A 19,630-nucleotide genomic window follows, 5' to 3' on the forward strand; every position below is an offset into this window, starting at 1 on the left:
TTGCTCAGGGGCCCGTAACCGAAAAGGTTGCGGGCTTCTGTGCGTCCGCTGGGTGAACTCCCAGGGTCGGCGGGCAGAATGAACGCGTGAACTTCACCTGGATTCTGCTGGTTGTCATTGCCGCCATCGCAGTCACCGGGCTGTCCAATCGACGAAACCTGCAGGCCCCGCTGGTCCTGGTGACCGTGGGCTCGGTCGCCTCCTTCATCCCCGGTATGCCGCGGCCCGAACTGGACCCCCACGTCATTCTCGGTGTGGTCCTGCCGCCGCTTCTCTACTCGGCCGCTCTCAAGTTCTCGGTCGCGACCTTCAAACGCAACCTTGCGCCCATTCTGCGTCTCGGCGTCGGAATGGTGCTGGTGACGGCGTTCGTGGTTGCCTTCTTCGCCGAATGGATGGTTCCCGAGTTCACTATCGGCGCCGCCCTCGTGCTCGGAGCTGTGATCGCGCCGACCGATGCCGTCAGCGCGGTGGCGGTCGGTCAGAAACTCGGGCTCCCGAAACGAGTCATCGCCATCCTCACGGGCGAAGGGCTCGTCAACGACGCGACCGCGCTGACCCTCTTCACCGTCGCGGTCGCTGCCGTGACCGGAACGCGAATTGCGACGGATTCGCCCCTGTTGTTCTTCGCGTACGAAGTAATCGGCGGCGTTGTCGTCGGCTTGGTGCTCGCGTTTGTCGTCAAGTTCGTTCGTGCCCGCATGTACGACTCTCCACTCGAAACCGGCTTGGGGCTGGTCCTTCCGTTCGCTGCCTACCTGGCCGCTGAAGAACTACATGCGTCCGGTGTTCTGGCCGTCGTGGTTGCTGGTCTGGTGATCGGACACTATTCGACGGACGCGTCGATCATGACCAGGCTGCAGGAGCGCTCGGTGTGGTCGAGCCTGGACACGCTCCTCGAGATGTTCGTCTTCGCGTACATGGGGCTGCAACTGAGCTTCGTGATCGACGATGTTGTCGCCGACGGACTTCCGGTGCTTCACGTGTTCGCGTACGGTCTGGCAGTCCTGGCCGTGGTCATCGTGATTCGGCCGGTGTGGCTGTTCCTGAGCTACTCCCGTGTGCGATTCGGTGTAACCCTGCGCCGTGATCGCGAGAATCAACTGACGTGGAAACAGAATCTGGTGGTCTCGTGGGCGGGAATGCGTGGTGTCGTCACTCTTGCTGCGGCCGGCGGTATCCCGTTCGCGCTCTCGTCCGGCGAGCCGTTCCCCGGACGCGGCGTCATTCAGGCGATCGCGTTCATCGTCGCGGTCGGGACACTGCTCATCCAGGGATCGACCTTGCCGTTCCTGATTCGTCGTCTCGACGTCGCGGATCCCTATGAACAATTGCGTACTCAGGAACAGATGGAGTTGGCACGCAACATTTCTCGCAAAGCCGGTGAGAAGGCGTTGGCCGACGCGGCTGCGCACCCTCCGTCGGGGATCGACGGAAAGGAATTACAGGCAATTGTCGAGCGCGTACGCCGCTCGATGCAGGCGAGGCTTCAACTCCAGGAGGTCGACGAGGACGCCGATCGCGAGGCCGCCTTGTGGAATGCGGGAGCGCTCTTCGACAAATTCCGGCATCAATCCCTTCGCTCGCAACGAGTCGCACTGATCGCCGCGCGCGACGACGGAGATCTCGACGACGAGGTATTGCGTACCGTATTGGAAGGACTCGACATCGAAGAGGCCGCAGCCGAGGAACGTGTCAGGCGTCGCCGAGCAGGCAGCGCGGGCAAATAGAGGGGAACACTGCGTATGACGGTTCGGAGTTCGAGGGTTCGCGCAGGCTGGGGAGTCGTGGTGGCGAGCGCGCTCCTCGTGAGCGTCGGCTGCGGATCGGATGCCTCGCCAGATGTCTCTGTCACCGACAACGCAACCACGACGACCCCGCCGGTCGAGAGCAGCGCGCAACGCGGCGTCGTGTTCGACAGTGAACCCTTCACCAGCACAGCCGAAGTGGCGGCGTCCGGAGCGAGCGCGGTGAAAATCCTGTACGGCTCCACCTCCGGTATCGACGGCCGGGAGACCCAGGTATCGGGAACCGTGTTCACACCGCCTGGAACGCCGCCGGAGGGCGGTTGGCCGATCGTCTCCATCGGCCATGGCACGACGGGTATTTCGGACGACTGTGCGCCGTCGACCTCGCCGACCCTCTTCGGCACGATCGGCCTGGTCGCGCCGTTCCTCGACTCGGGATACGTGGTCGCTGTATCCGACTTCGAGGGCCTCGGCACTCCGGACCCGCATCCTTACCTGCAACCGGACACCGCGGCGTTCAACGTCATCGACGCGGTTCGAGCGGCGCGCAACGTCGTTCCGGACACCTCGACTCGGTGGGCAACTCTGGGGCTTTCCCAAGGCGGGCAGGCTTCCTGGGCAGCGGCCGAGGAAGCCGACACCTACGGCGACGGACTGGAATTCGTCGGTGCAGCAAACCTGTCCCCGGCAGCGGACATCTCGCCGATCATCTCGAGTGATTCCGAGGTGAATCTGTCACTGCCTCAGCAACTGCTGCTGCCCTATGTACTCGAAGGGCTGTCCCTCACCCATCCGGAGCTCGAACGAACCGACTACGTGCGCGGCGCATTCGAGCAGAACTACGACCTGCTCACCTCGTGCCTGTCCTCTCGCGCGACGGAGAAGTTGGGTCTTGTCGGAAAGGTGACGCCCGCCGACACCCGGCCAGCTACCGCCGAGGACGCGGACCGAATTCACGCGTGGCTCAGCGACGTTGCTCTCCCACGCCAACGCGCGAGCGGTCCGATGTACGTAGTCGTCGGTACCAATGACAACCTCATCCGTCCGGAATGGACCGAGGCGGCCGTCGAACGTGCCTGCGCCGAGGGTGACGTCATCGAATTCCAGGCGCGACCGGGCGAAGGTCACGCGGACGGCGCCGCTGTGCCGGGAGCTGTTGCGTGGGTGAAGGATCGATTTGCAGGTGTTCCGGCACCGAATACCTGCGGGTCGTGAATCGATGACGGCGTCGGCACGAATCCGCGCTCTGGCACTGGCATTGCCAGAGGCAACCGAGCGGGTCAGCCACGGTGAATCGTCGTTTTTCGTGCGCAAAGCGCCGCAGTTCGTCACCATGGCAGATCACCACCACGACGATCGCCTCGCGATCTGGGCCGCGGCCCCACCTGGGGCGCAGGCAGATTGGGTCAGTCGCGATCCGACGAGGTTCTTCGTCCCCCCGTACGTGGGTGGCCGGGGATGGATCGGTGTGTACCTCGACGTTCCGAGTGCCGACGAGACCGAGGACGAGAAATTCTGGAACGACGTAGCCGACGTCGTCGAAGATGCGTACCGCACGGTGGCCCCGAAAACACTGATCCGGAAACTGGACGAGGATTCGCATTGAGTCCGGCCGTGGTCGCGCTTCTCAGCGTGCTGATTCTCGCAGTGGCCGGGGCACTGACAGCGGTGTGGATGCGCACCAGACGTGAGGTGACCACCCCGACCGAGCGTGCCGTCCATGCCGCGCTCCATACTGCTTCACTTGCCGCGCGGCCACTTCGGCGTGGACTCGACAAGAATTCGGCCGCCGAGGCGGCGCCTCACCTACGCGAGCTGACCGGCGGTTCCGGTCTGGGCCTCGCAGACGCGTCGGGAAATCTGCTGGCGTGGGACGGCCGTCACGAAGCGTTGTCCGATCAATTCCACGACGCCGCCATTCGCGCGATCGAAGGCGAACGCCGGGTGCTCGTCACCCACTCGGACCTGGTGCGCGGACCGAGCGATCACCATGTGCGAGCGCTGATCGCTCAGCCCCTGCTGATCGAGGACATCGGCGTGGTCGGCGTGCTGGGAATCGTCACCAGCGAAGACCCGTGGCCGGGAATGCTCGGAGCGGTCACCGAGGTGGCTCGATACGCCTGCAGCCAGATCGAACTCGCCGACCTCGACGCGTCCAGAGCCCTGTTGGATCGCGCCGAAGTGCGTGCCCTCCGCGCGCAGATCAGTCCCCATTTCATCTACAACGCGCTCAACACGGTCGCGTCGTTCGTTCGAACCGACCCGGCGCGGGCCAGAGAACTGATCCTCGAGTTCGCGGACTTCACCCGGTACTCGTTCCGATCTGCGGGTGAGTTCACCCTGCTTGCCGACGAGCTACGCAACATCGATCGTTACCTGACCCTCGAACGCGCGCGATTCGGGGAGGCGCTGAACGTCCGCCTTCAGATAGCACCCGAAGTGCTCAACGTGGTTCTTCCCTTCCTGGCTCTCCAGCCGCTGGTCGAGAACGCGGTTCGTCACGGCATTTCGAGTAAGCCGGAGGGCGGGACCGTGAGCATCGTGGCCGCGGACGAGGGACCTGACTGCATCATCAGCGTCGAGGACGACGGTGTGGGGATGGACCCTGAACTACTGCGTTCCGGCTCACTTGACGCCATCGAGTCGGGATCGGGACGACCCAGCGCACGCGAAGCTGCTCACGTCGGTTTGGCCAACGTCGACGACAGACTTCGTGCCGCGTTCGGCAACGACTACGGACTCGTGGTGGAGACAGCGCCGGGTGCCGGTACGAAGGTCAGCATGCGTGTTCCCAAGTTCAAGCAGGGTATTCACGTCTGATTCTCGCCTTCGATGATCAGGCTGAAACCGTCGTGGGAACATGGACCTGTTGTGAACGAGACTGACACTGATGCCCAGCTGACTGTCCTTGCCGTCGACGACGAGAAACCAGCCCTCGACGAGCTGGCCTTCTTGCTGCGCGCCGAGGACTCGGTGGCGCACGTTCACACGGCATCGGATGCGACGACTGCGTTGCGGATACTGCGCGGTGGAAGCATCGACGCGGTATTTCTCGACATCAACATGCCCGGACTCGACGGTCTCGAACTGGCAGGCATCCTCTCCAATTTCGCGACGCCACCACCCGTGGTGTTCGTGACAGCGCACGACGATCGAGCTGTTGATGCCTTCGACCTCGGTGCCGTCGACTACCTACTCAAACCGCTCCGCGAGGAGCGTCTCGCTCAGGCCGTTCAACGGATCGTGGGGTTGGCCGGGCGCACCAAGAGCGAGAACAAGCCCGAAGCTGCGTCCACCGACGAGGTGATCCCGGTGGAACTCGGCGGCGTTACGACGCTCGTTCAACGTTCCTCGGTGGAGTGGGTGGAAGCCGACGGGGACTACGCGCGTTTGCACACCGCTGGGAAGTCGCACCTGGTACGCATCCCGATCTCGACACTCGAATCACGCTGGGCCGACGCGGGCTTCTTGCGCGTGCACCGCTCCTACCTGGTGTCTTTGGCGCTGGTCACCGGCATCCGCACAGTAGGCAGCGGATTGGTGGTCTGTCTGCGCCCGCACGGAGACAAGCCTCCCGTCGAACTTCCGGTCAGCCGCAGACACACCCGTGAACTCAAGGATCGACTGGTTCGTGCGCCCAAGCAGAGCTGGTTGTCACGGTGACGTCGCAGTCCGATCCTCCGCAGCGTGAGCGCGTTGTGTTGGCGCAACGTAGTGGCGCACGGATCGTCCGTACGCGGGTGGAGGTGCAGGAACAGACGGAAGTCGGTGACGCCATGATCCGCGGTCTCGTTCGCGCGCAGTTGGGACTGGCGATTCGCCTTGCCGTCGTCGCAGCCGGGCTCCTGTGTGCAGTACCGCTTCTGACACACCTCTTCCCGACGCTGTCGGAGGTCGCAGTCCTGGGCATCCGGTTGCCGTGGCTCGTGATGGGCGGCGCCGTGTATCCCTTGCTGTTGACCACAGGCTGGGTGTTCGTGCGTCGTGCGGAGCGAAACGAGCAGGACTTCAACGACATCGTGGACGACTGAGCGCGGCGCTGTGGGAGGACAACCTATCCCGGTGCTGACGGTGCTCGGCATCGTTGCGGCGGCCGTGGCAACCGTAGCTATCGGAATCTACGGCGTTCGGCTCGCTCGTACCACCTCGGACTTTCTCGTCGCGTCCAGAACCGTCAGCGCGCGGTGGAATGCGACGGCCATCTCCGGTGAGTACCTCTCCGCTGCTTCGTTTCTCGGCGTGGCCGGGCTGGTCGCGAAATACGGCGCCGACGCCCTCTGGTATCCCATCGGATTCACCGCCGGATACCTCGCCCTGCTGCTGTTCGTCGCAGCACCGCTTCGGCGTTCCGGTGCATATACCGTCCCCGATTTCGCCGAATTCCGTCTCGGCTCACCGCGATTGCGCAAGCTCGCAATGCTCGTCGTCGCGATGGTGTGCATCCTGTATCTGATTCCACAGTTCCAAGGCGCGGGACTGACGCTCAACATTCTGCTCGGGGTTCCCAGCTGGATCGGCGGGGTCGCGGTCGGGGTCATCGTCATCGCCAACGTCGTCGGCGGCGGGATGCGATCGATCACCTTCGTTCAGGCCTTCCAGTACTGGCTGAAACTGACTGCCGTCGCGATTCCCGCTGTGGCACTGACCTTCTACTTCTTCGGCGATCATCACGACGTCGGCGCGTCGATGCCGCCGACGGTCACCACTGCGACGACCGTCGACATCACCACCGACGTCGTCGTCCAGGTATCGGAGCCGGTCACGGTCAGCGGCGGCACAGTCGACGGGCGAGTGGTCGAAGGAACCGTGACACTGGGCCCGGGGGAGCACACCCTCGGTGAAGGCATGTCCATGGTTCTCGACGCGGGAGCCGCGGTTCCCGTCGTCGCCGGAGCGCCCGCGCAGAACTCGGATTGGATCACCCCGGGTTGGGGTTTCGGCGGGCCGCACCCGATGTATCAGGTGTACTCGCTGATGCTCGCGACCTTCCTCGGAACGCTCGGCCTGCCTCACGTTCTCGTCCGGTTCTACACCAACCCCGACGGCCGGGCCGCTCGTCTGACCTCGCTTGCAGTTGTCGGTCTGGTCAGCGTGTTCTACCTGTTTCCGACCCTCCTCGGCGTCTTCGCTCGCCTGTACGTTCCGCAACTTCTGATCACGGGCACCTCCGACGCCGCGGTGTTGCTGCTGCCGGGTTCGGTGTTCTCGGGGTGGGGCGGACAACTGCTGGCAGCCCTCGTCGCGTCAGGTGCCATTGCCGCCTTCTTGTCGACGTCGTCCGGATTGCTCGTCAGCATCGCGGGCGTCGTCAGTACCGATGTTCTCCGCGGACGAGTTCGAGACTTCCGTATTGCAGCGCTCCTGGCCGGGCTCGTTCCGCTCGTGCTGTCGCTGGCGGTGGTGTCGGTCGACCTCTCGAGAACCGTCGGGTTGGTGTTCGCGGTCGCCGCGTCGACGCTCTGCCCACTGCTCGTGTTGGGTATCTGGTGGCGCGGTCTGACTGCCGTCGGCGCGGGGGCGGGGATGGTGGTCGGTGGATGTGTTGCGGGCACTGCCGCCACTGTCGCCGTCCTGGGTGGTTTGTCGGAGGACGTCCTCGGTGGCTGGCCGGCAGCCATTTTCGCGTTCCCGGCCGCGGTGAGCGTGCCGCTGGCGTTCCTCACGATGATCGTCGTGAGCAAGGTGTCGTCGAAGCAGATACCGGCAGATATTGCGCGAATCTTCACGCGGATGCACGCCCCGGAACGGCTCGGAATGGGCTCCGATCGCGAAGACGATCTCCGCCAACCCTGACTTTCACCGCCCGAACCCTCTGCCGTTGGTCGCGCCTGCCTGACCGTTCGGCGCAGCGCGCGACTGCTCACCGTGTGACTGGCGCCACAGCATCTTCATGTGACTCCGATCTCACTAACGTCTGTGCGTAGTTCACTTCACACGCGAGGCGAGGAGCCGGCAGTGTCCACAGCAGAAATCAGTGAGGGGTCGCCGCAAGAGCGACGTACCCCGGATGCCCAGGCATTCATAGACATGCAAGCGAGTCCCGAATTCCAGGAACTCCGAACGCGTCTGCGCAAGTTCGTTTTCCCCATCACTGCATTCTTCCTGCTCTGGTATGCGGTGTACGTCGTCCTGGCTACCTATGCCCACGACTTCATGGCCACCAAGGTCCTCGGCAACATCAATCTCGGCATCATCCTCGGCCTGGGGCAGTTCGTCACGACCTTCGCCATCACCGCGTGGTACGTGAAGTTCGCCGGTCGTGAGCTCGATCCCCGCTCCGCCGCCATCCGTGAAGAACTGGAAGGTCCCGCACAGTGATCACCACACTCGCCGCGTCCGGAACGGACGTAGGAAACCCCGCCTTCAACATCGCGATCTTCCTCGCGTTTGTCGTCGTGACCATGACGCTGGTCATCCGCGCCAGCCGGACCACCAAGAAGGCGTCCGACTTCTACACCGGCGGTGGGCAGTTCACCGGCCCGCAGAACGGGTTCGCCATCGCCGGCGACTACCTCTCGGCGGCATCGTTCCTCGGTATCGCAGGTGCGATCGCCGTGTACGGCTACGACGGATTCCTGTACTCCATCGGATTCCTTGTCGCCTGGTTGGTTGCGTTGCTTCTGGTCGCCGAATTGCTCAGGAACACCGGCAGATTCACGATGGCCGACGTCCTGAGCTTCAGGCTCAAGCAGCGTCCGGTGCGCATGGCGGCAGCCCTGTCCACCCTGGCCGTTTCCCTCTTCTACCTTCTTGCCCAGATGGCCGGCGCCGGTGGACTTGTCGCCCTGCTGCTCAACATCGACGGCAAGGTGGGACAGTCGATCGTCGTCGCGATCGTGGGTGTGCTGATGATCGTGTACGTCTTGGTCGGCGGCATGAAGGGCACCACCTACGTACAGATGGTCAAGGCAGTTCTGCTGGTTGCCGGAGCCGGAATCATGTTCGTACTCGTTCTGTGGGCAGTGCGCGGCAACTTCTCTCAGTTGCTCGCCAATGCGCAGGACATGGTCAACAGTTCCACCACCAAGGGTGTGCAGGGACGAGACATCCTCGGACCCGGTGCCAAGTACGGTCTTTCCGGAATGACGAAGCTCGACTTCATCTCTCTCGGAATCGCTTTGGTGCTCGGCACTGCGGGCCTGCCGCACGTGCTGATGCGCTTCTACACGGTGCCCACTGCCAAGGAAGCTCGCCGCTCGGTGACCTGGGCGATCGCGCTCATCGGTGCCTTCTACCTGTTCACACTGGTTCTCGGTTACGGCGCGGCCAGCATGGTCGGACCGGACAAGATCTTGGCAGCACCCGGTAAAGAGAACGCGGCCGCTCCGTTGCTCGCCTTCGAGCTCGGTGGCACCATCTTCCTCGGCATCATCTCCGCGGTGGCGTTCGCGACCATCCTCGCCGTCGTTGCCGGTCTCGCGATCACTGCTTCGGCGTCGTTCGCTCACGACATCTACGCCAGTGTCATCAAGCGCGGCAACGCAACCGAGGAGCAGCAGGTTCGAGTTTCTCGAATCACCGTCGTGGTCATCGGACTCGTCTCCATCGTTCTCGGCATCATGGCGATGGGGCAGAACATCGCCTTCCTGGTGGCCCTCGCCTTTGCAGTGGCGGCCTCGGCGAACCTACCCACCCTGCTGTACTCGCTGTTCTGGAAGAAGTTCAACACCACCGGTGCGCTCTTCAGCATCTACGGCGGTTTGGTCAGCTGCTTGACGCTGATCGTGTTCTCCCCGGCAGTGTCGGGCAAGCCGTCGTCGATGTTCCCGAACTCCGACTTCGCCTGGTTCCCGCTCTCGAACCCCGGCATCGTCTCGATCCCGCTGGCATTCGTCCTCGGCATCGTCGGTACGTACATCGGACGCAACAAGATCGAAGATCCGGCAAAGCAGGCGGAGATGGAAGTTCGCTCCCTCACCGGCGTCGGCGTCGAAAAGGCCGTCAGCCACTAAGAGGGGCAAAGCCCCGTGCGTCTTTCTGGTACCTCTGGTTACGGAAAAGGCGCACGGGGCTTATTGTTCTGCCATGGCAAAGCTCACAGTGAAAATCGACGTTCCGCTTCCTCCTCAAGAAGTGTGGGACAAGGCCTCCGATCTCAGCGGCTACGAAAACTGGCTCGTGGTTCACGACGGATGGCGCAGTGAACTTCCCGAGCAATTGGGTGTCGGCACCGAGATCAGCTCGGTCGTGACGGTGAAAGGCCTGCGCAACCGTGTTCGGTGGACCATCAAGAAGTACGACGTCCCGAAGGCGATCTCACTCAAGGGAGACGGCAAGGGCGGGGTCAAGCTCGGTCTCGAACTCGACGTGAAGGCAAAGGGCGACGGGTCGGAACTCGCGCTGACAGTCGAGTTGGGCGGCGCGCCGTTGTTCGGCCCGATCGGTTCGAGTGTGGCGCGGGCGCTCAAAGGCGATGTGGAGAAGTCACTGGCCCAGTTTGTCCAGATCTACACCTAGTTTGTAGAGAGTTCCACATAGAGCTACTTCACCGCTAACATGAGTTAGGATTCTTTTCGGCGGGATAAACCGGGCATCAGTTGGTTAATGATGCGGGTCCCGCCGGAAAGGATTCGATCAATGTCGTCTCGTCATGGGTACGGCGCACCACCTGCGTCCATGCCTCGATCCGTGCAGGTTCTGATCGGACTCTTGGCGGTAGTTGCAGTCGGTGGAACCGCAGCATTCGCCGTGACGTTCAAAAGCGTCAGCGACAAGGGAGAACTCGGTGCGGGCGCCGCTGCAGCTGCGACGGCAACCAACTGTGACAACCCGGAAACCGTGACCGTGGCGGCCGATCCGTCGATCGCCTCGGGACTCGAAGCTGTCGCCGCTGCCATCCCCGCCGCGGATCTCGGATGCAGCTCGCTCAGCGTGACGCCGCAAGATCCCGTGCTCACCGTCGCGGCGATCGCCGACGGTACTTCGCCCGCACTGTGGATCCCTGATTCGAGCGAATGGCTGGACAAGGTTTCGGCGAGCGGGCAGGAGATTCGCCGGATTAGCAACTCGGTCGCCTCCACCCCGGTTGTCGCCGTCTCGGCGCCGGATGCCGAGGCACCCGGCGCATGGACGGATGTCCTCGGCGCTCCATCGCTGCACATCGGCGATCCCCTGACCAGTGCCGTCTCCAGCGCGCCGATCGTGGCGGCCTTTGCCGAGACCCAGTCGCGGGGCGGGGACCTCACATCCATTTCGGCAGCCCTGGTGCCGGTGGCACAAGCGCAGTACGGAAATCTGAAGGAAACCGGTTCGACCGGGCGCATCCAAACCGTGGACGCGTCCGGCGGAACCGCGGTGACTACCGAGCAGACCTTTGAGGCTTATCTCGCCGCACATGCGGACAGTCGACTCACCGCGTCGGTACCGTCGTCCGGTTCGGTCTTCATGGACTACCCGTTGGCAAGTGTGGGTGCAGACTCGTCGGCGGCGGACGACGCCGGCAAACTGCTGGCGGCAGCGCTGGCATCGGACACCGGGCGTTCCGTACTTGCCGGCCTCGGGTTCCGCGGCGCGGATCAGGCTCCACCGGTAGCCGGTGGAGTGGGAAAGGTCGGCTCGCTGGTGCCGTCCGATCCGTCCGTGGTCACCAAAGCGCTTGCGCGGTACGAGATTCTGTCCAGGCCTTCCCGCGCGCTGGCAGTTGTCGACGTCTCGGGGTCTATGGACTACATGCAGGACGGGGTCACTCGAATGGCCGCGACGGCGCAGGCCGGTGACATCGCGATCCGAATGTTCCCTGCCAACGCACAATTGGGTCTCTGGGCGTTCTCCGTAGACCTCGGTGACGGGACGGACTACCGCGAACTCGAACCTGTCGCCCGTATGGATGCAACTGAAGGTGACACGGATCATCGGAGCAAACTGCTGTCTCGGATCGACAACCTCTCTTCGATCGTCGGCGGCGGAACAGGTTTGTACGACAGCGTTCTCGCCGCGTATCGGTCCATGCAACAGTCCTACGATCCGGCCTCGATCAATTCGGTGATTCTGCTTACCGACGGTGCCAACGACGATCCGTCGGGTATCGCCCTGCAGGAACTTCTCGACGCCCTGACTCGCGAGCAGGACCCGACGCGGCCGGTACCGATCATCACCATCGGTGTCACCGATGATGCCGATACCGATGTGCTCGAGCAGATTTCGACTCTCACCGGCGGTAACAGTCACTTCGCTCCGACACCGGCAGACATCCCGAAGGTCTTCGTCGGCGCGATCAGTGGGCGCGCCGGCTGAACTACTCGAGAACGGGTGCGTCGGCGCTGTCGGTAATCCATTCGGTTGCGAGCTTCTCGAGGGTTCCGTCGGCGTAGAGCGCATCGACTGCCGCGGAGACGCACTCGGTCAGCGGACTGTTCTTCTCGAGCACCAAACCGAAGAATTCGGTGACTGCGCCGGGCCGCGGAAACTGACCCACGATGACCGACCCGGGCAGTTCGTTCTCGGTGATGTGGAATCCGGTCGGGATGTCGACGACCAATGCGTCGATCTCGCCCGCGGCCAGCGCAGCTTTCGCGTCGTCCGTGGTCGCGAACTCGCGTGGCGCAGTGGTCGGAACAATCGTGTCGGTGATCGCCGCGAGGCTGGTGGAACCGGTCTGAGCGCCCAAACGGTAGCCGGCCAGATCCGCAAGATTCTTTGCGCCGGCGGCATTGCTTCCGCGTGAGGCGATCACCGACTGCGCCACTGCGTAATACGGCGAGCTGAAGTCGACGTTCGCGCGGCGATCCCCGGAAATCGTGAACTGATTGACGTCGAAGTCGAAATCCTTGGGGCCTGGTTTCAATGCGTCGTTGAAGGCGACAGTGGTGAAGCGAACCTGGTCGGTGTTGTACCCGAGCTTGTCGACGACCGCCCGGGCCACCGCACCCTCGAGGCCTTTGCCGTTCGACGGATCGTTGTCGACGAACCACGGCGCGTACGCCGGTGAGTCAGTGGCGATGGTCAGGACACCGTCTTCGAGGGTGGTCCCGCTCTGGGGTCCGCACTTGTCCACTGCGGTCGTCGAGGGAAGTTTGGTGAACGCCTCGGGAACCGTGGTGGTGGTATCTGCTGCCGCAGGTGCCTCCGGCTGCGACGAACACGAGCCCAACAAGATCGAGGAAGCGAAGATCGCGGTCACGGCAACTGCGCGTCGTGTCATAGGCACTAGGCCATCTTGCCTGTTTGTCCGGTCTGGACGTGACGGGGGTCTCGTGTGAGCGGAGTTCACGCAGCTGAGCGTCGCAGTGCAAGGCGCTCCGACGGTGTCGTCCCACCCCAGACTCCGTGCGGTTCAGCGGTCTCGAGTGCAAAGGTCAGGCAGTCCCGAATGACCGGGCAGCGGAAGCACACCTGCTTCGCGGAACTCTCCCGTGCAGCCCGATTGCGTCCGCGCTCTTCACCCGGCGAATAGAACACCGCCGGGTCCACTGTTTTACAGGTGGCGAACATCCGCCAGTTGTTGTCCACCAACGGCTCCACGGAACTGCGAACTGTCATCGTGGTCTCCTCTCCCATCGAGAATCCAGTCTTGCCCGTGGCCTGGCGCAGCGGCAGGTTTCCGATCCATCAGATTTCTACTGCCAGACGCAGCGCTATCCAGCACAATGAGGAGATGGCAACGACGGATCGGGGTCAGATCACTCTCGACGGCACAACCGTGTCCGTGACCAATCTGGGCAAGATCCTCTACCCCGAGAGCGGCACCACGAAGGCCGAAGTCATCGACTACTACACCCGTATCGCCGCAGTCATGCTTCCGCATGTCGTCGGTAGACCTGGTACTCGTAAGCGTTGGCCCAACGGTGTGGACGGTCAGTCCTTCTTCGAGAAGAACCTGGCGTCGTCTGCCCCGCAGTGGCTCACGCGTGCGTCGCTGCAACATTCTGATCGCGTCGTCACTTACCCGATTTTCGATTCCGTTGCATCCCTGGCGTGGCTGGGGCAACAGGCGGCACTCGAATTACACGTTCCCCAATGGCGATTCGACGGTTCCGAGCGTGGTCCGGCGACACGACTGGTATTCGATCTCGACCCAGGTGAGGGCGTCGGATTGTCCGAGTGCGCCGAGGTGGCGAGGTCGATTCGAGATCTGGTCGCAACTCTGGGGTGGACGGCCTATCCGGTAACCAGTGGTAGCAAGGGAATCCACCTCTACGTTCCACTGGATCGAGCCTTGGACGGCAGTGGTGCGTCGACTGTCGCCAAGCAGATCGCCACCGGGCTCGAGAAGCTTCACCCGGATCTCGTCACCGCGACGATGGCGCGAAATGTCCGGGCAGGCAAGATCTTCGTGGACTGGAGTCAGAACAACGCAGCCAAGACCACCATTGCGCCGTATTCGATGCGTGGTCGCGATCAACCCTATGTTGCCGCGCCGCGCAGTTGGGACGAACTCGACGATCCGAAACTGCGCCACCTGCTGTTCGACGAGGTTCTGGAGCGCGTCGAATCCGACGGTGATCTGCTGGGCGATCTGGATCCGCCGGTCTCGGCGTCTGTAGCCGATACGTTGACGCACTACCGCAACAAGAGGTCGGCCGACCGGACTCCGGAGCCGATCCCTGCTGCAGTGGACAAGGAGACAGCGGGCAATACCTTTGTGATTCAAGAACATCACGCCAGACGATTGCATTACGACGTTCGTCTCGAGCGGGATGGTGTGCTCGTGTCCTGGGCAGTCCCGAAGGGTGTGCCGACCAGTGCCGGAGAAAATCGGTTGGCCGTGCACACCGAGGATCATCCGCTCGAATACGCCACGTTCTCGGGCACGATTCCGAAGGGGGAGTACGGCGGCGGTTCGATGACGATCTGGGATTCCGGGACATACGAGACCGAGAAGTGGCGTGAAGACGAGGTGATCGTGCGCTTGAGTGGGGAGCGGGTGCAGGGACGCTTCGCGCTGATCCGGACAAAGGGTGATCAGTGGTTGATGCATCTGATGAAGGATCAGAACGCGAGTTTCGGAACGGAGTTTCCCAAGAATCTCGAGCCGATGCTTGCCACCGCTGGAACGCTCGAAGGTCTCGACCCGCAGGAGTGGGCCTTCGAAGGAAAGTGGGACGGGATTCGAGTGATTCTCGAATCTCATTCGGGCACAATGTCGCTTCGCAGTCGCGCGGGTAACGACAAGACCCGGGACTATCCAGCCCTTGCCGGGTTGGCCGAGGTGCTGGACGGTCATGACGTGGTTCTCGACGGTGAGGTGGTGGCGTACAACGACGCGGGAGTTACAGATTTCGGCCTCCTCCAGCGAGGTGGGGAACCGGTGTTCCTGGCCTTCGATCTTCTGTACCTCGACGGAGTGTCTTTGCTGCGGAAGTCCTATTCGGATCGCCGCACCGTGTTGAATGCGTTGGCGGGCAAGGTCGGTGAGCTCGAGGTACCACCGCAGATCGAGGGCACGGCGGAGAAGGCCTTGGAGGTGAGTACCGATGCCGGGTGGGAAGGGATTGTCGCCAAACGTCGTGCATCGGTCTACCTTCCAGGGCGGCGGGGGTCGAGTTGGATCAAGGTGAAGAACTGGCGCACCCAAGAGGTGGTGATCGGTGGGTGGCGCACCGGGCAGGGCAATCGAGCGCAGGGGATCGGGGCGCTGCTCATGGGAATTCCGGGTGAGGACGGATTGACCTACGTGGGGCGCGTCGGTACCGGCTTCAGTGATCGTGATTTGGAGTCACTGCTTGCGGTGCTGGAACCGTTGCGTCAGAAGGAAAGTCCGTTCGAGGAGGAACTTCCAGCAGATGACCGCAAGGGTGCGGTGTGGGTGAGGCCTGAACTCGTCGGTGAGGCGCGGTTCATGGATTGGACGGGGACCGGACGCCTTCGCCATCCGAGTTGGCGGGGTCTGCGGGAGGACAAGAAGCCGGGCGATGTCACAGGGCGAGAATAGGTTGCGTCGACGACGGCCCGGCTAGGTCTGATCCAGCATCGTGAGATAGGCATCGAGCTGAGCCGCGCCGGCGAGAAGGTTGCGACTGCGTGTGGTCAGCCGGTCTTGCCAGGATTCGAGGAACGCTGCCAATGAGTCCGCTCCGCCGGCCTCGCGCAGCGAATCGAGAAACTGGGCGACTTGCGACAGTCGGTAGCCGCCGCGCCGCAGCTGCCGCGCGATCTCGGCGTCGCGCACACACTCCGGACCGTATTCGCGATAACCCGTTGCTCGTTCGCGCTCGGGGTGCAGGATGCCGTGCTCTTCCCACGTGCGCAGTGTCGCCGGATGAACGCCGAGACGGCGCGCAAGCTCACCGACCGTCAGCGCTGGACCGTGGACCAGTGCCGGTGCCATGGTGGACAGAGTCCCCAGCGTTGCGGCTACCTCGGTGCGAGTTCCTCGCTCGGCGAGCAGTGTCCCGTGTGCACTGTCGATCAGGCGGTAGGCGGACTCGGTGTCGCCCTGGTTGGTCGCACGCATGATTTCCGTGGCCCGCTGGTGGCCGTGACCGCCGCGCAATACGAGGAAAGTTCGCAGGGCCTGCGCGTGCACTGGGGTGTATCGCCGGTAGCCGGCGTTGCTGCGATCGGTCGGAGGAAGGACGCCGGCGTCGTCGTAATTGCGGATCGCCTGTGCGGACAACCCGTGTTCACGGGCAAGGTCGATGGGCCGCACTGATCACCTCCGATTGAGGCTTTTCACGGTATACCCCAGGTAATTGTTGTAAAAGTTTCACCCGAATCTTCAACGATACTGTCGAAGGCAGTCCACCTTCGAAAGGGATGATCATGTCCACTGCCCCAGCGCTGAGTGAGCTCGGCCGCCAACTCGAAGACGCGGCAAGTCTTGGTCGTGCCGTCGACGAAGTGCTCGCAGCACGAACCGAGGTGCCGGCTCTGCTCGCTCTCGGCGAGCCGACTCATGGGATCAAGGCTTTTCCGTTGCTGCGCAACGAACTTCTCGGCCAACTGGTCGAACGAGGATATCGGTCGATCGTGCTCGAAACAGATGTCTTTGCGGCATTGCTTGTCGACGAGTACGTGAACGGGGGAGAGGCGGACATCGAGAAGGTGCTCGCCACAGGCTTCAGCCACGGATTCGGTGCGGTACCGGGAAACCGCGAACTCGTCGAATGGCTACGCGAGTACAACGACGGCCGCGCTCCGGCTGACCGAGTTCGCTTCTACGGCTTCGACGCTCCGGTGGAGTACTCCGGTGCACCGAGCCCGCGCCGCGCACTGTCTGCGGCAGGTGACTTCCTGCCCGCCGCGTTGCGGCCACAATCTCTCGACGACGCCGACCTTTTACTGGGTCAGGACGCCGACTGGACCAACCCGGCGGCGATGTTCGATCCGGCTGCGTCCGTCGGCAACTCCGATCATGCTCGCGCTCTGCGCATCATTGCGGACGACCTCGGCAGCGTCCTGCGGCGCGCCGCACCAGTGCTGCGACCCGTCGACCCGGCCGGGTACGACCTGGCCCTTGCACATTCACGCACCGCTCTGGGGCTCTTGCGCTATCACTCCGCGATGGCGAGTTCCGCTCCTGATCGCATTGGAACACTGCTCAGTCTGCGTGCCGAGATGATGGCCGAGAACCTGCTGGCGGTCATCGCCCAGGAGCAGCGACGCGGGCCTAGCCTGCTGTTCGCACACAATGCCCATCTCTTGCGAGTGCCGTCCGACATGCCGGTCAACGGCGACGTGGTCAGTTGGGGGAGCGCCGGCTCACTTGTCGGACTTGTCCTCGGGGAGCGTTACGTATTTTTGGCAACCGACGCCAACCCCGACAGTGATCCGGGCACTCTGCAGGGAGCGTTGGCCGATGCGACCGGTCGGCGTGCCCTGTTCTCGACTCCGGCCCTGCTAGCCGCGCTCGGCCCGTCGATCACCGCGGGAGAAGCGATCCTGCCAGGGCATCTGCCGCTGAAACCTTCGGAGTTGGACGGCGCCGACGCGGTCATCTTCGTCGCGGATACCGACGGGCAGCGTCATCAGTACTGGTAACAGCGTCAGGGGCAGAGCGCGTGCGAGAGTATCGCGACGGTGTCCGGCTGGTCCTTCGGCGTCGACGTCAGCGTCACGGTGAACGCACGATCCGGCGTCGCACCGGACAGCGTGTAGTACCCGTAGATCCCGCCACTGTGGCCGGTATAGGTGACGCCGCAGGGAAGTTCGGTGGCGCCGATGCCCATCCCGTACCCGAGCCCCTCGGCTTCGGTGGCGCCGACCTGAGGGGTGGTCATCTCGGCAAGCTGCTCGGCCGGCACCACCTGCCCGTCGAGTAGCGCACGCCAGAAGGTGTTCAGGTCTGTGCCCGTCGAGACCATCGCTCCGGCAGACCAGGGGATCGACGGTTCCGTGCGGGAAACATCGGTCAGGCCACCGTCGAGATCCTGATAGCCCGTCAGGTGATCGCCCCTGATGTCGCGCTCACCGGCCGCCGGGAGGTACGTGTCTTCCAGGTCCAGCGGGTCGAGTATCCGAGACTGAAGTTCGTCGGCGTAGCTGCGGCCGGTCACCGATTCGACGAGCATTCCGAGAACGATGTAGTTGGTGTTGGTGTAGACGAACGACGTTCCGGGGACGAATTGCGCCGGTTTGCCGAGGGCGATGGCGACCGCGGCGGACGGCGTCAGCGTTCGGTCCTCGTTTGCGGCAATCCATTCGTCGGCGCCGGGTTCTCCGGCGAACTCGGGTAGGCCGCTGCGATGTTGCAGCAGTTGCCGCACGGTGATTGCGCTGCCATCTGTGCCACTGCCATCTGTGCCACTGCCGTCCACGTCACTGCCGTGCAGTAGGCCCGGGAGGTACTGCTCGATCGGTGCGTCGAGGTCGACCTTGCCTTCGGCCACCAACTGCAGGACGAGCGAAGCGGTGAATGTCTTTGTCACACTTCCGATCCGGACCCGATCATTCTTGCCGATCGAATCGCAGTTGGTCCGATTGGGTACGCCGCTGGTCATGACAGCCGTCGTGGTTCCGTCGTCGAGTGTTGCGATCGACCCGACGACACCCGACCTGGTGAGTCCGTCGAGATCCGATTGAATCTCCACTGCGCGCTGGAGCGTCGAGCAACCGATCAGCGCCGTGGTGGCTCCGATGATGACCGCGGCGACGAGGAGGTATGAGCGCATGATTTCGAATCTAGGGATCCGCAGGCTCCGACGGATCCAGGAAATCCCCGATCATTCCCTGATCTTTGCCAGGCCGGGACGTAAGGCCTGTTTGTCGAAAACCGACAAATGGGATCAATGATTCCTGTCCGAACACCACGTCTACGCCGTTAATATCCGAACGAAGTGTTTGTTTTCACGTGTCTTACCAGTTCACGGCTATCGAGGTGCGCTGCCGCGCGCCGAAACGACTCCCACGAAGGACGGATGCATGAAGAAGTCGACACTCCGCACGGGAACGGTCGCTGCTCTGCTGACCGGAAGCGTCCTGTTGCTCTCCGCTGCCCCCGCCTCGGCCGATCCGGGGAGCCTCGGTAGCGGCGGCAGTAGCGGGAGCTCCGGCAGCCTGGGAAGCGCAGGAAGCATCAGCAGCGGATCAGCCGCCCTCCCCATTCCGAGTCCGGCAGGCCTGATCGCGCTGGCAGCAGCGAGCACTCAGACCGGAAAGCCCTACCAGTGGGGTGGTGTCGGGCCGAACTCGTGGGACTGCTCCGGGCTGGTGCAATGGGCGTTTCGGCAGGCGGGAGTGAATCTGCCAAGGACCAGCCAACAGCAGGCCAACGTCGGACAGCCGGTTCCTCGGTGGGCCCTCGCGCCCGGCGATGTCATCACCTTCTACCCCGGTGCGACGCACGTCGGCATCTACGCCGGATTCGGAATGGTGTTCAACGCCTACGGAGTTGGTGTTCCGACCGGACTGACGCCGCTGGCGGATCTGCCGATCAACAACATCCGCAGGTTCTAGAACCTGCACAGAACCTTCACAAGTCCTCCCAGGTTCATCCACGAGGGCCG

The 19,630-nt window shown here is 63.3% G+C and carries 18 protein-coding genes; 14 read left to right on the forward strand and 4 right to left on the reverse strand.

Translation table 11 applies throughout. The annotated features are described in order from the left end of the window. Nucleotides 1-86 precede the first annotated feature (86 nt). The 11 genes from FEZ59_RS18270 to FEZ59_RS18320 all read left to right on the forward strand — a co-directional run bounded on the left by FEZ59_RS18270 (nucleotide 87) and on the right by FEZ59_RS18320 (nucleotide 11,981). Nucleotides 87-1,730, forward strand: coding sequence for a Na+/H+ antiporter (locus FEZ59_RS18270; protein WP_019744841.1), 1,644 nt, complete (start codon nucleotides 87-89; stop codon nucleotides 1,728-1,730). A 15-nt stretch (nucleotides 1,731-1,745) separates the two neighbouring features. Beyond that, the gene (locus FEZ59_RS18275) at nucleotides 1,746-2,963 is read left to right on the forward strand and encodes a lipase family protein (RefSeq protein ID WP_172932983.1); all 1,218 of its coding nucleotides are present in this window, start codon (nucleotides 1,746-1,748) and stop codon (nucleotides 2,961-2,963) included. 4 nt (nucleotides 2,964-2,967) lie between these two features. After that, a complete protein-coding gene (locus FEZ59_RS18280; RefSeq protein ID WP_172932984.1) occupies nucleotides 2,968-3,354 on the forward strand; it encodes an MmcQ/YjbR family DNA-binding protein in 387 nt (128 codons plus the stop codon). Continuing rightward, entirely contained in the window at nucleotides 3,351-4,568 is a 1,218-nt protein-coding gene (locus tag FEZ59_RS18285) for a histidine kinase (RefSeq protein WP_019744838.1), read from the forward strand. The genes FEZ59_RS18280 and FEZ59_RS18285 overlap by 4 nt, the downstream gene beginning before the upstream one ends. Nucleotides 4,569-4,580: 12 nt before the next feature. After that, on the forward strand, nucleotides 4,581-5,411 hold the full coding sequence (locus FEZ59_RS18290; RefSeq protein WP_202022972.1) for a LytTR family DNA-binding domain-containing protein: 831 nt from the start codon (nucleotides 4,581-4,583) through the stop codon (nucleotides 5,409-5,411). Beyond that, complete coding sequence (locus FEZ59_RS18295) at nucleotides 5,408-5,779, forward strand: membrane protein (protein WP_003939880.1); 372 nt, start codon at nucleotides 5,408-5,410, stop codon at nucleotides 5,777-5,779. The genes FEZ59_RS18290 and FEZ59_RS18295 overlap by 4 nt, the downstream gene beginning before the upstream one ends. Before the next feature lie 10 nt (nucleotides 5,780-5,789). Beyond that, nucleotides 5,790-7,541, forward strand: a complete 1,752-nt coding sequence (locus tag FEZ59_RS18300; RefSeq protein WP_019744836.1) for a cation acetate symporter — start codon at nucleotides 5,790-5,792, stop codon at nucleotides 7,539-7,541. 162 nt (nucleotides 7,542-7,703) lie between these two features. Next, the gene (locus tag FEZ59_RS18305) at nucleotides 7,704-8,066 is read left to right on the forward strand and encodes a DUF485 domain-containing protein (protein ID WP_003939976.1); all 363 of its coding nucleotides are present in this window, start codon (nucleotides 7,704-7,706) and stop codon (nucleotides 8,064-8,066) included. Then, nucleotides 8,063-9,700 (forward strand): cation acetate symporter, encoded by a 1,638-nt coding sequence (locus tag FEZ59_RS18310; protein WP_003939876.1) that lies wholly within the window; start codon nucleotides 8,063-8,065, stop codon nucleotides 9,698-9,700. Before FEZ59_RS18305 ends, FEZ59_RS18310 begins: the two co-directional genes overlap by 4 nt. A 73-nt stretch (nucleotides 9,701-9,773) precedes the next feature. Continuing rightward, complete coding sequence (locus FEZ59_RS18315) at nucleotides 9,774-10,205, forward strand: SRPBCC family protein (protein ID WP_003939735.1); 432 nt, start codon at nucleotides 9,774-9,776, stop codon at nucleotides 10,203-10,205. Nucleotides 10,206-10,325: 120 nt separating this feature from the next. Next, on the forward strand, nucleotides 10,326-11,981 hold the full coding sequence (locus FEZ59_RS18320; protein ID WP_172932985.1) for a substrate-binding domain-containing protein: 1,656 nt from the start codon (nucleotides 10,326-10,328) through the stop codon (nucleotides 11,979-11,981). A gap of 1 nt (nucleotide 11,982) precedes the next feature. Here the strand turns inward: FEZ59_RS18320 and FEZ59_RS18325 are convergent, their stop codons facing one another. Both FEZ59_RS18325 and FEZ59_RS18330 read right to left on the reverse strand, forming a co-directional pair. Continuing rightward, nucleotides 11,983-12,888 (reverse strand): transporter substrate-binding domain-containing protein, encoded by a 906-nt coding sequence (locus FEZ59_RS18325; RefSeq protein WP_172932986.1) that lies wholly within the window; start codon nucleotides 12,886-12,888, stop codon nucleotides 11,983-11,985. A 65-nt stretch (nucleotides 12,889-12,953) separates the two neighbouring features. After that, nucleotides 12,954-13,226 (reverse strand): WhiB family transcriptional regulator, encoded by a 273-nt coding sequence (locus FEZ59_RS18330; protein ID WP_019744832.1) that lies wholly within the window; start codon nucleotides 13,224-13,226, stop codon nucleotides 12,954-12,956. A gap of 115 nt (nucleotides 13,227-13,341) precedes the next feature. Between FEZ59_RS18330 and FEZ59_RS18335 the strand changes: the two genes are divergently transcribed. Further along, a complete protein-coding gene (locus FEZ59_RS18335) occupies nucleotides 13,342-15,618 on the forward strand; it encodes an ATP-dependent DNA ligase (RefSeq protein WP_172932987.1) in 2,277 nt (758 codons plus the stop codon). A gap of 21 nt (nucleotides 15,619-15,639) precedes the next feature. Here FEZ59_RS18335 and FEZ59_RS18340 read toward each other — a convergent pair whose 3' ends face one another. Beyond that, on the reverse strand, nucleotides 15,640-16,335 hold the full coding sequence (locus FEZ59_RS18340; RefSeq protein WP_084325243.1) for a TioE family transcriptional regulator: 696 nt from the start codon (nucleotides 16,333-16,335) through the stop codon (nucleotides 15,640-15,642). Nucleotides 16,336-16,442: 107 nt separating this feature from the next. On the opposite strand from FEZ59_RS18340, the gene FEZ59_RS18345 reads away from it, so the two are divergent. Continuing rightward, nucleotides 16,443-17,666, forward strand: coding sequence for an erythromycin esterase family protein (locus tag FEZ59_RS18345; RefSeq protein ID WP_172932988.1), 1,224 nt, complete (start codon nucleotides 16,443-16,445; stop codon nucleotides 17,664-17,666). A gap of 5 nt (nucleotides 17,667-17,671) precedes the next feature. On the opposite strand, the gene FEZ59_RS18350 is transcribed toward FEZ59_RS18345, so the two are convergent. After that, nucleotides 17,672-18,796 (reverse strand): serine hydrolase domain-containing protein, encoded by a 1,125-nt coding sequence (locus FEZ59_RS18350; protein WP_172932989.1) that lies wholly within the window; start codon nucleotides 18,794-18,796, stop codon nucleotides 17,672-17,674. Between the two features lie 250 nt (nucleotides 18,797-19,046). Here FEZ59_RS18350 and FEZ59_RS18355 point away from each other — a divergent pair, with 250 nt between their 5' ends. Then, nucleotides 19,047-19,580: an NlpC/P60 family protein gene (locus FEZ59_RS18355; RefSeq protein WP_029255974.1), complete on the forward strand. Its 534-nt coding sequence runs from the start codon at nucleotides 19,047-19,049 to the stop codon at nucleotides 19,578-19,580. Nucleotides 19,581-19,630: the final 50 nt, after the last annotated feature.

Origin of the sequence: Rhodococcus sp. MS13 (assembly GCF_013277835.1) — a bacterium.
GTDB lineage: Bacteria > Actinomycetota > Actinomycetes > Mycobacteriales > Mycobacteriaceae > Rhodococcus_F > Rhodococcus_F erythropolis.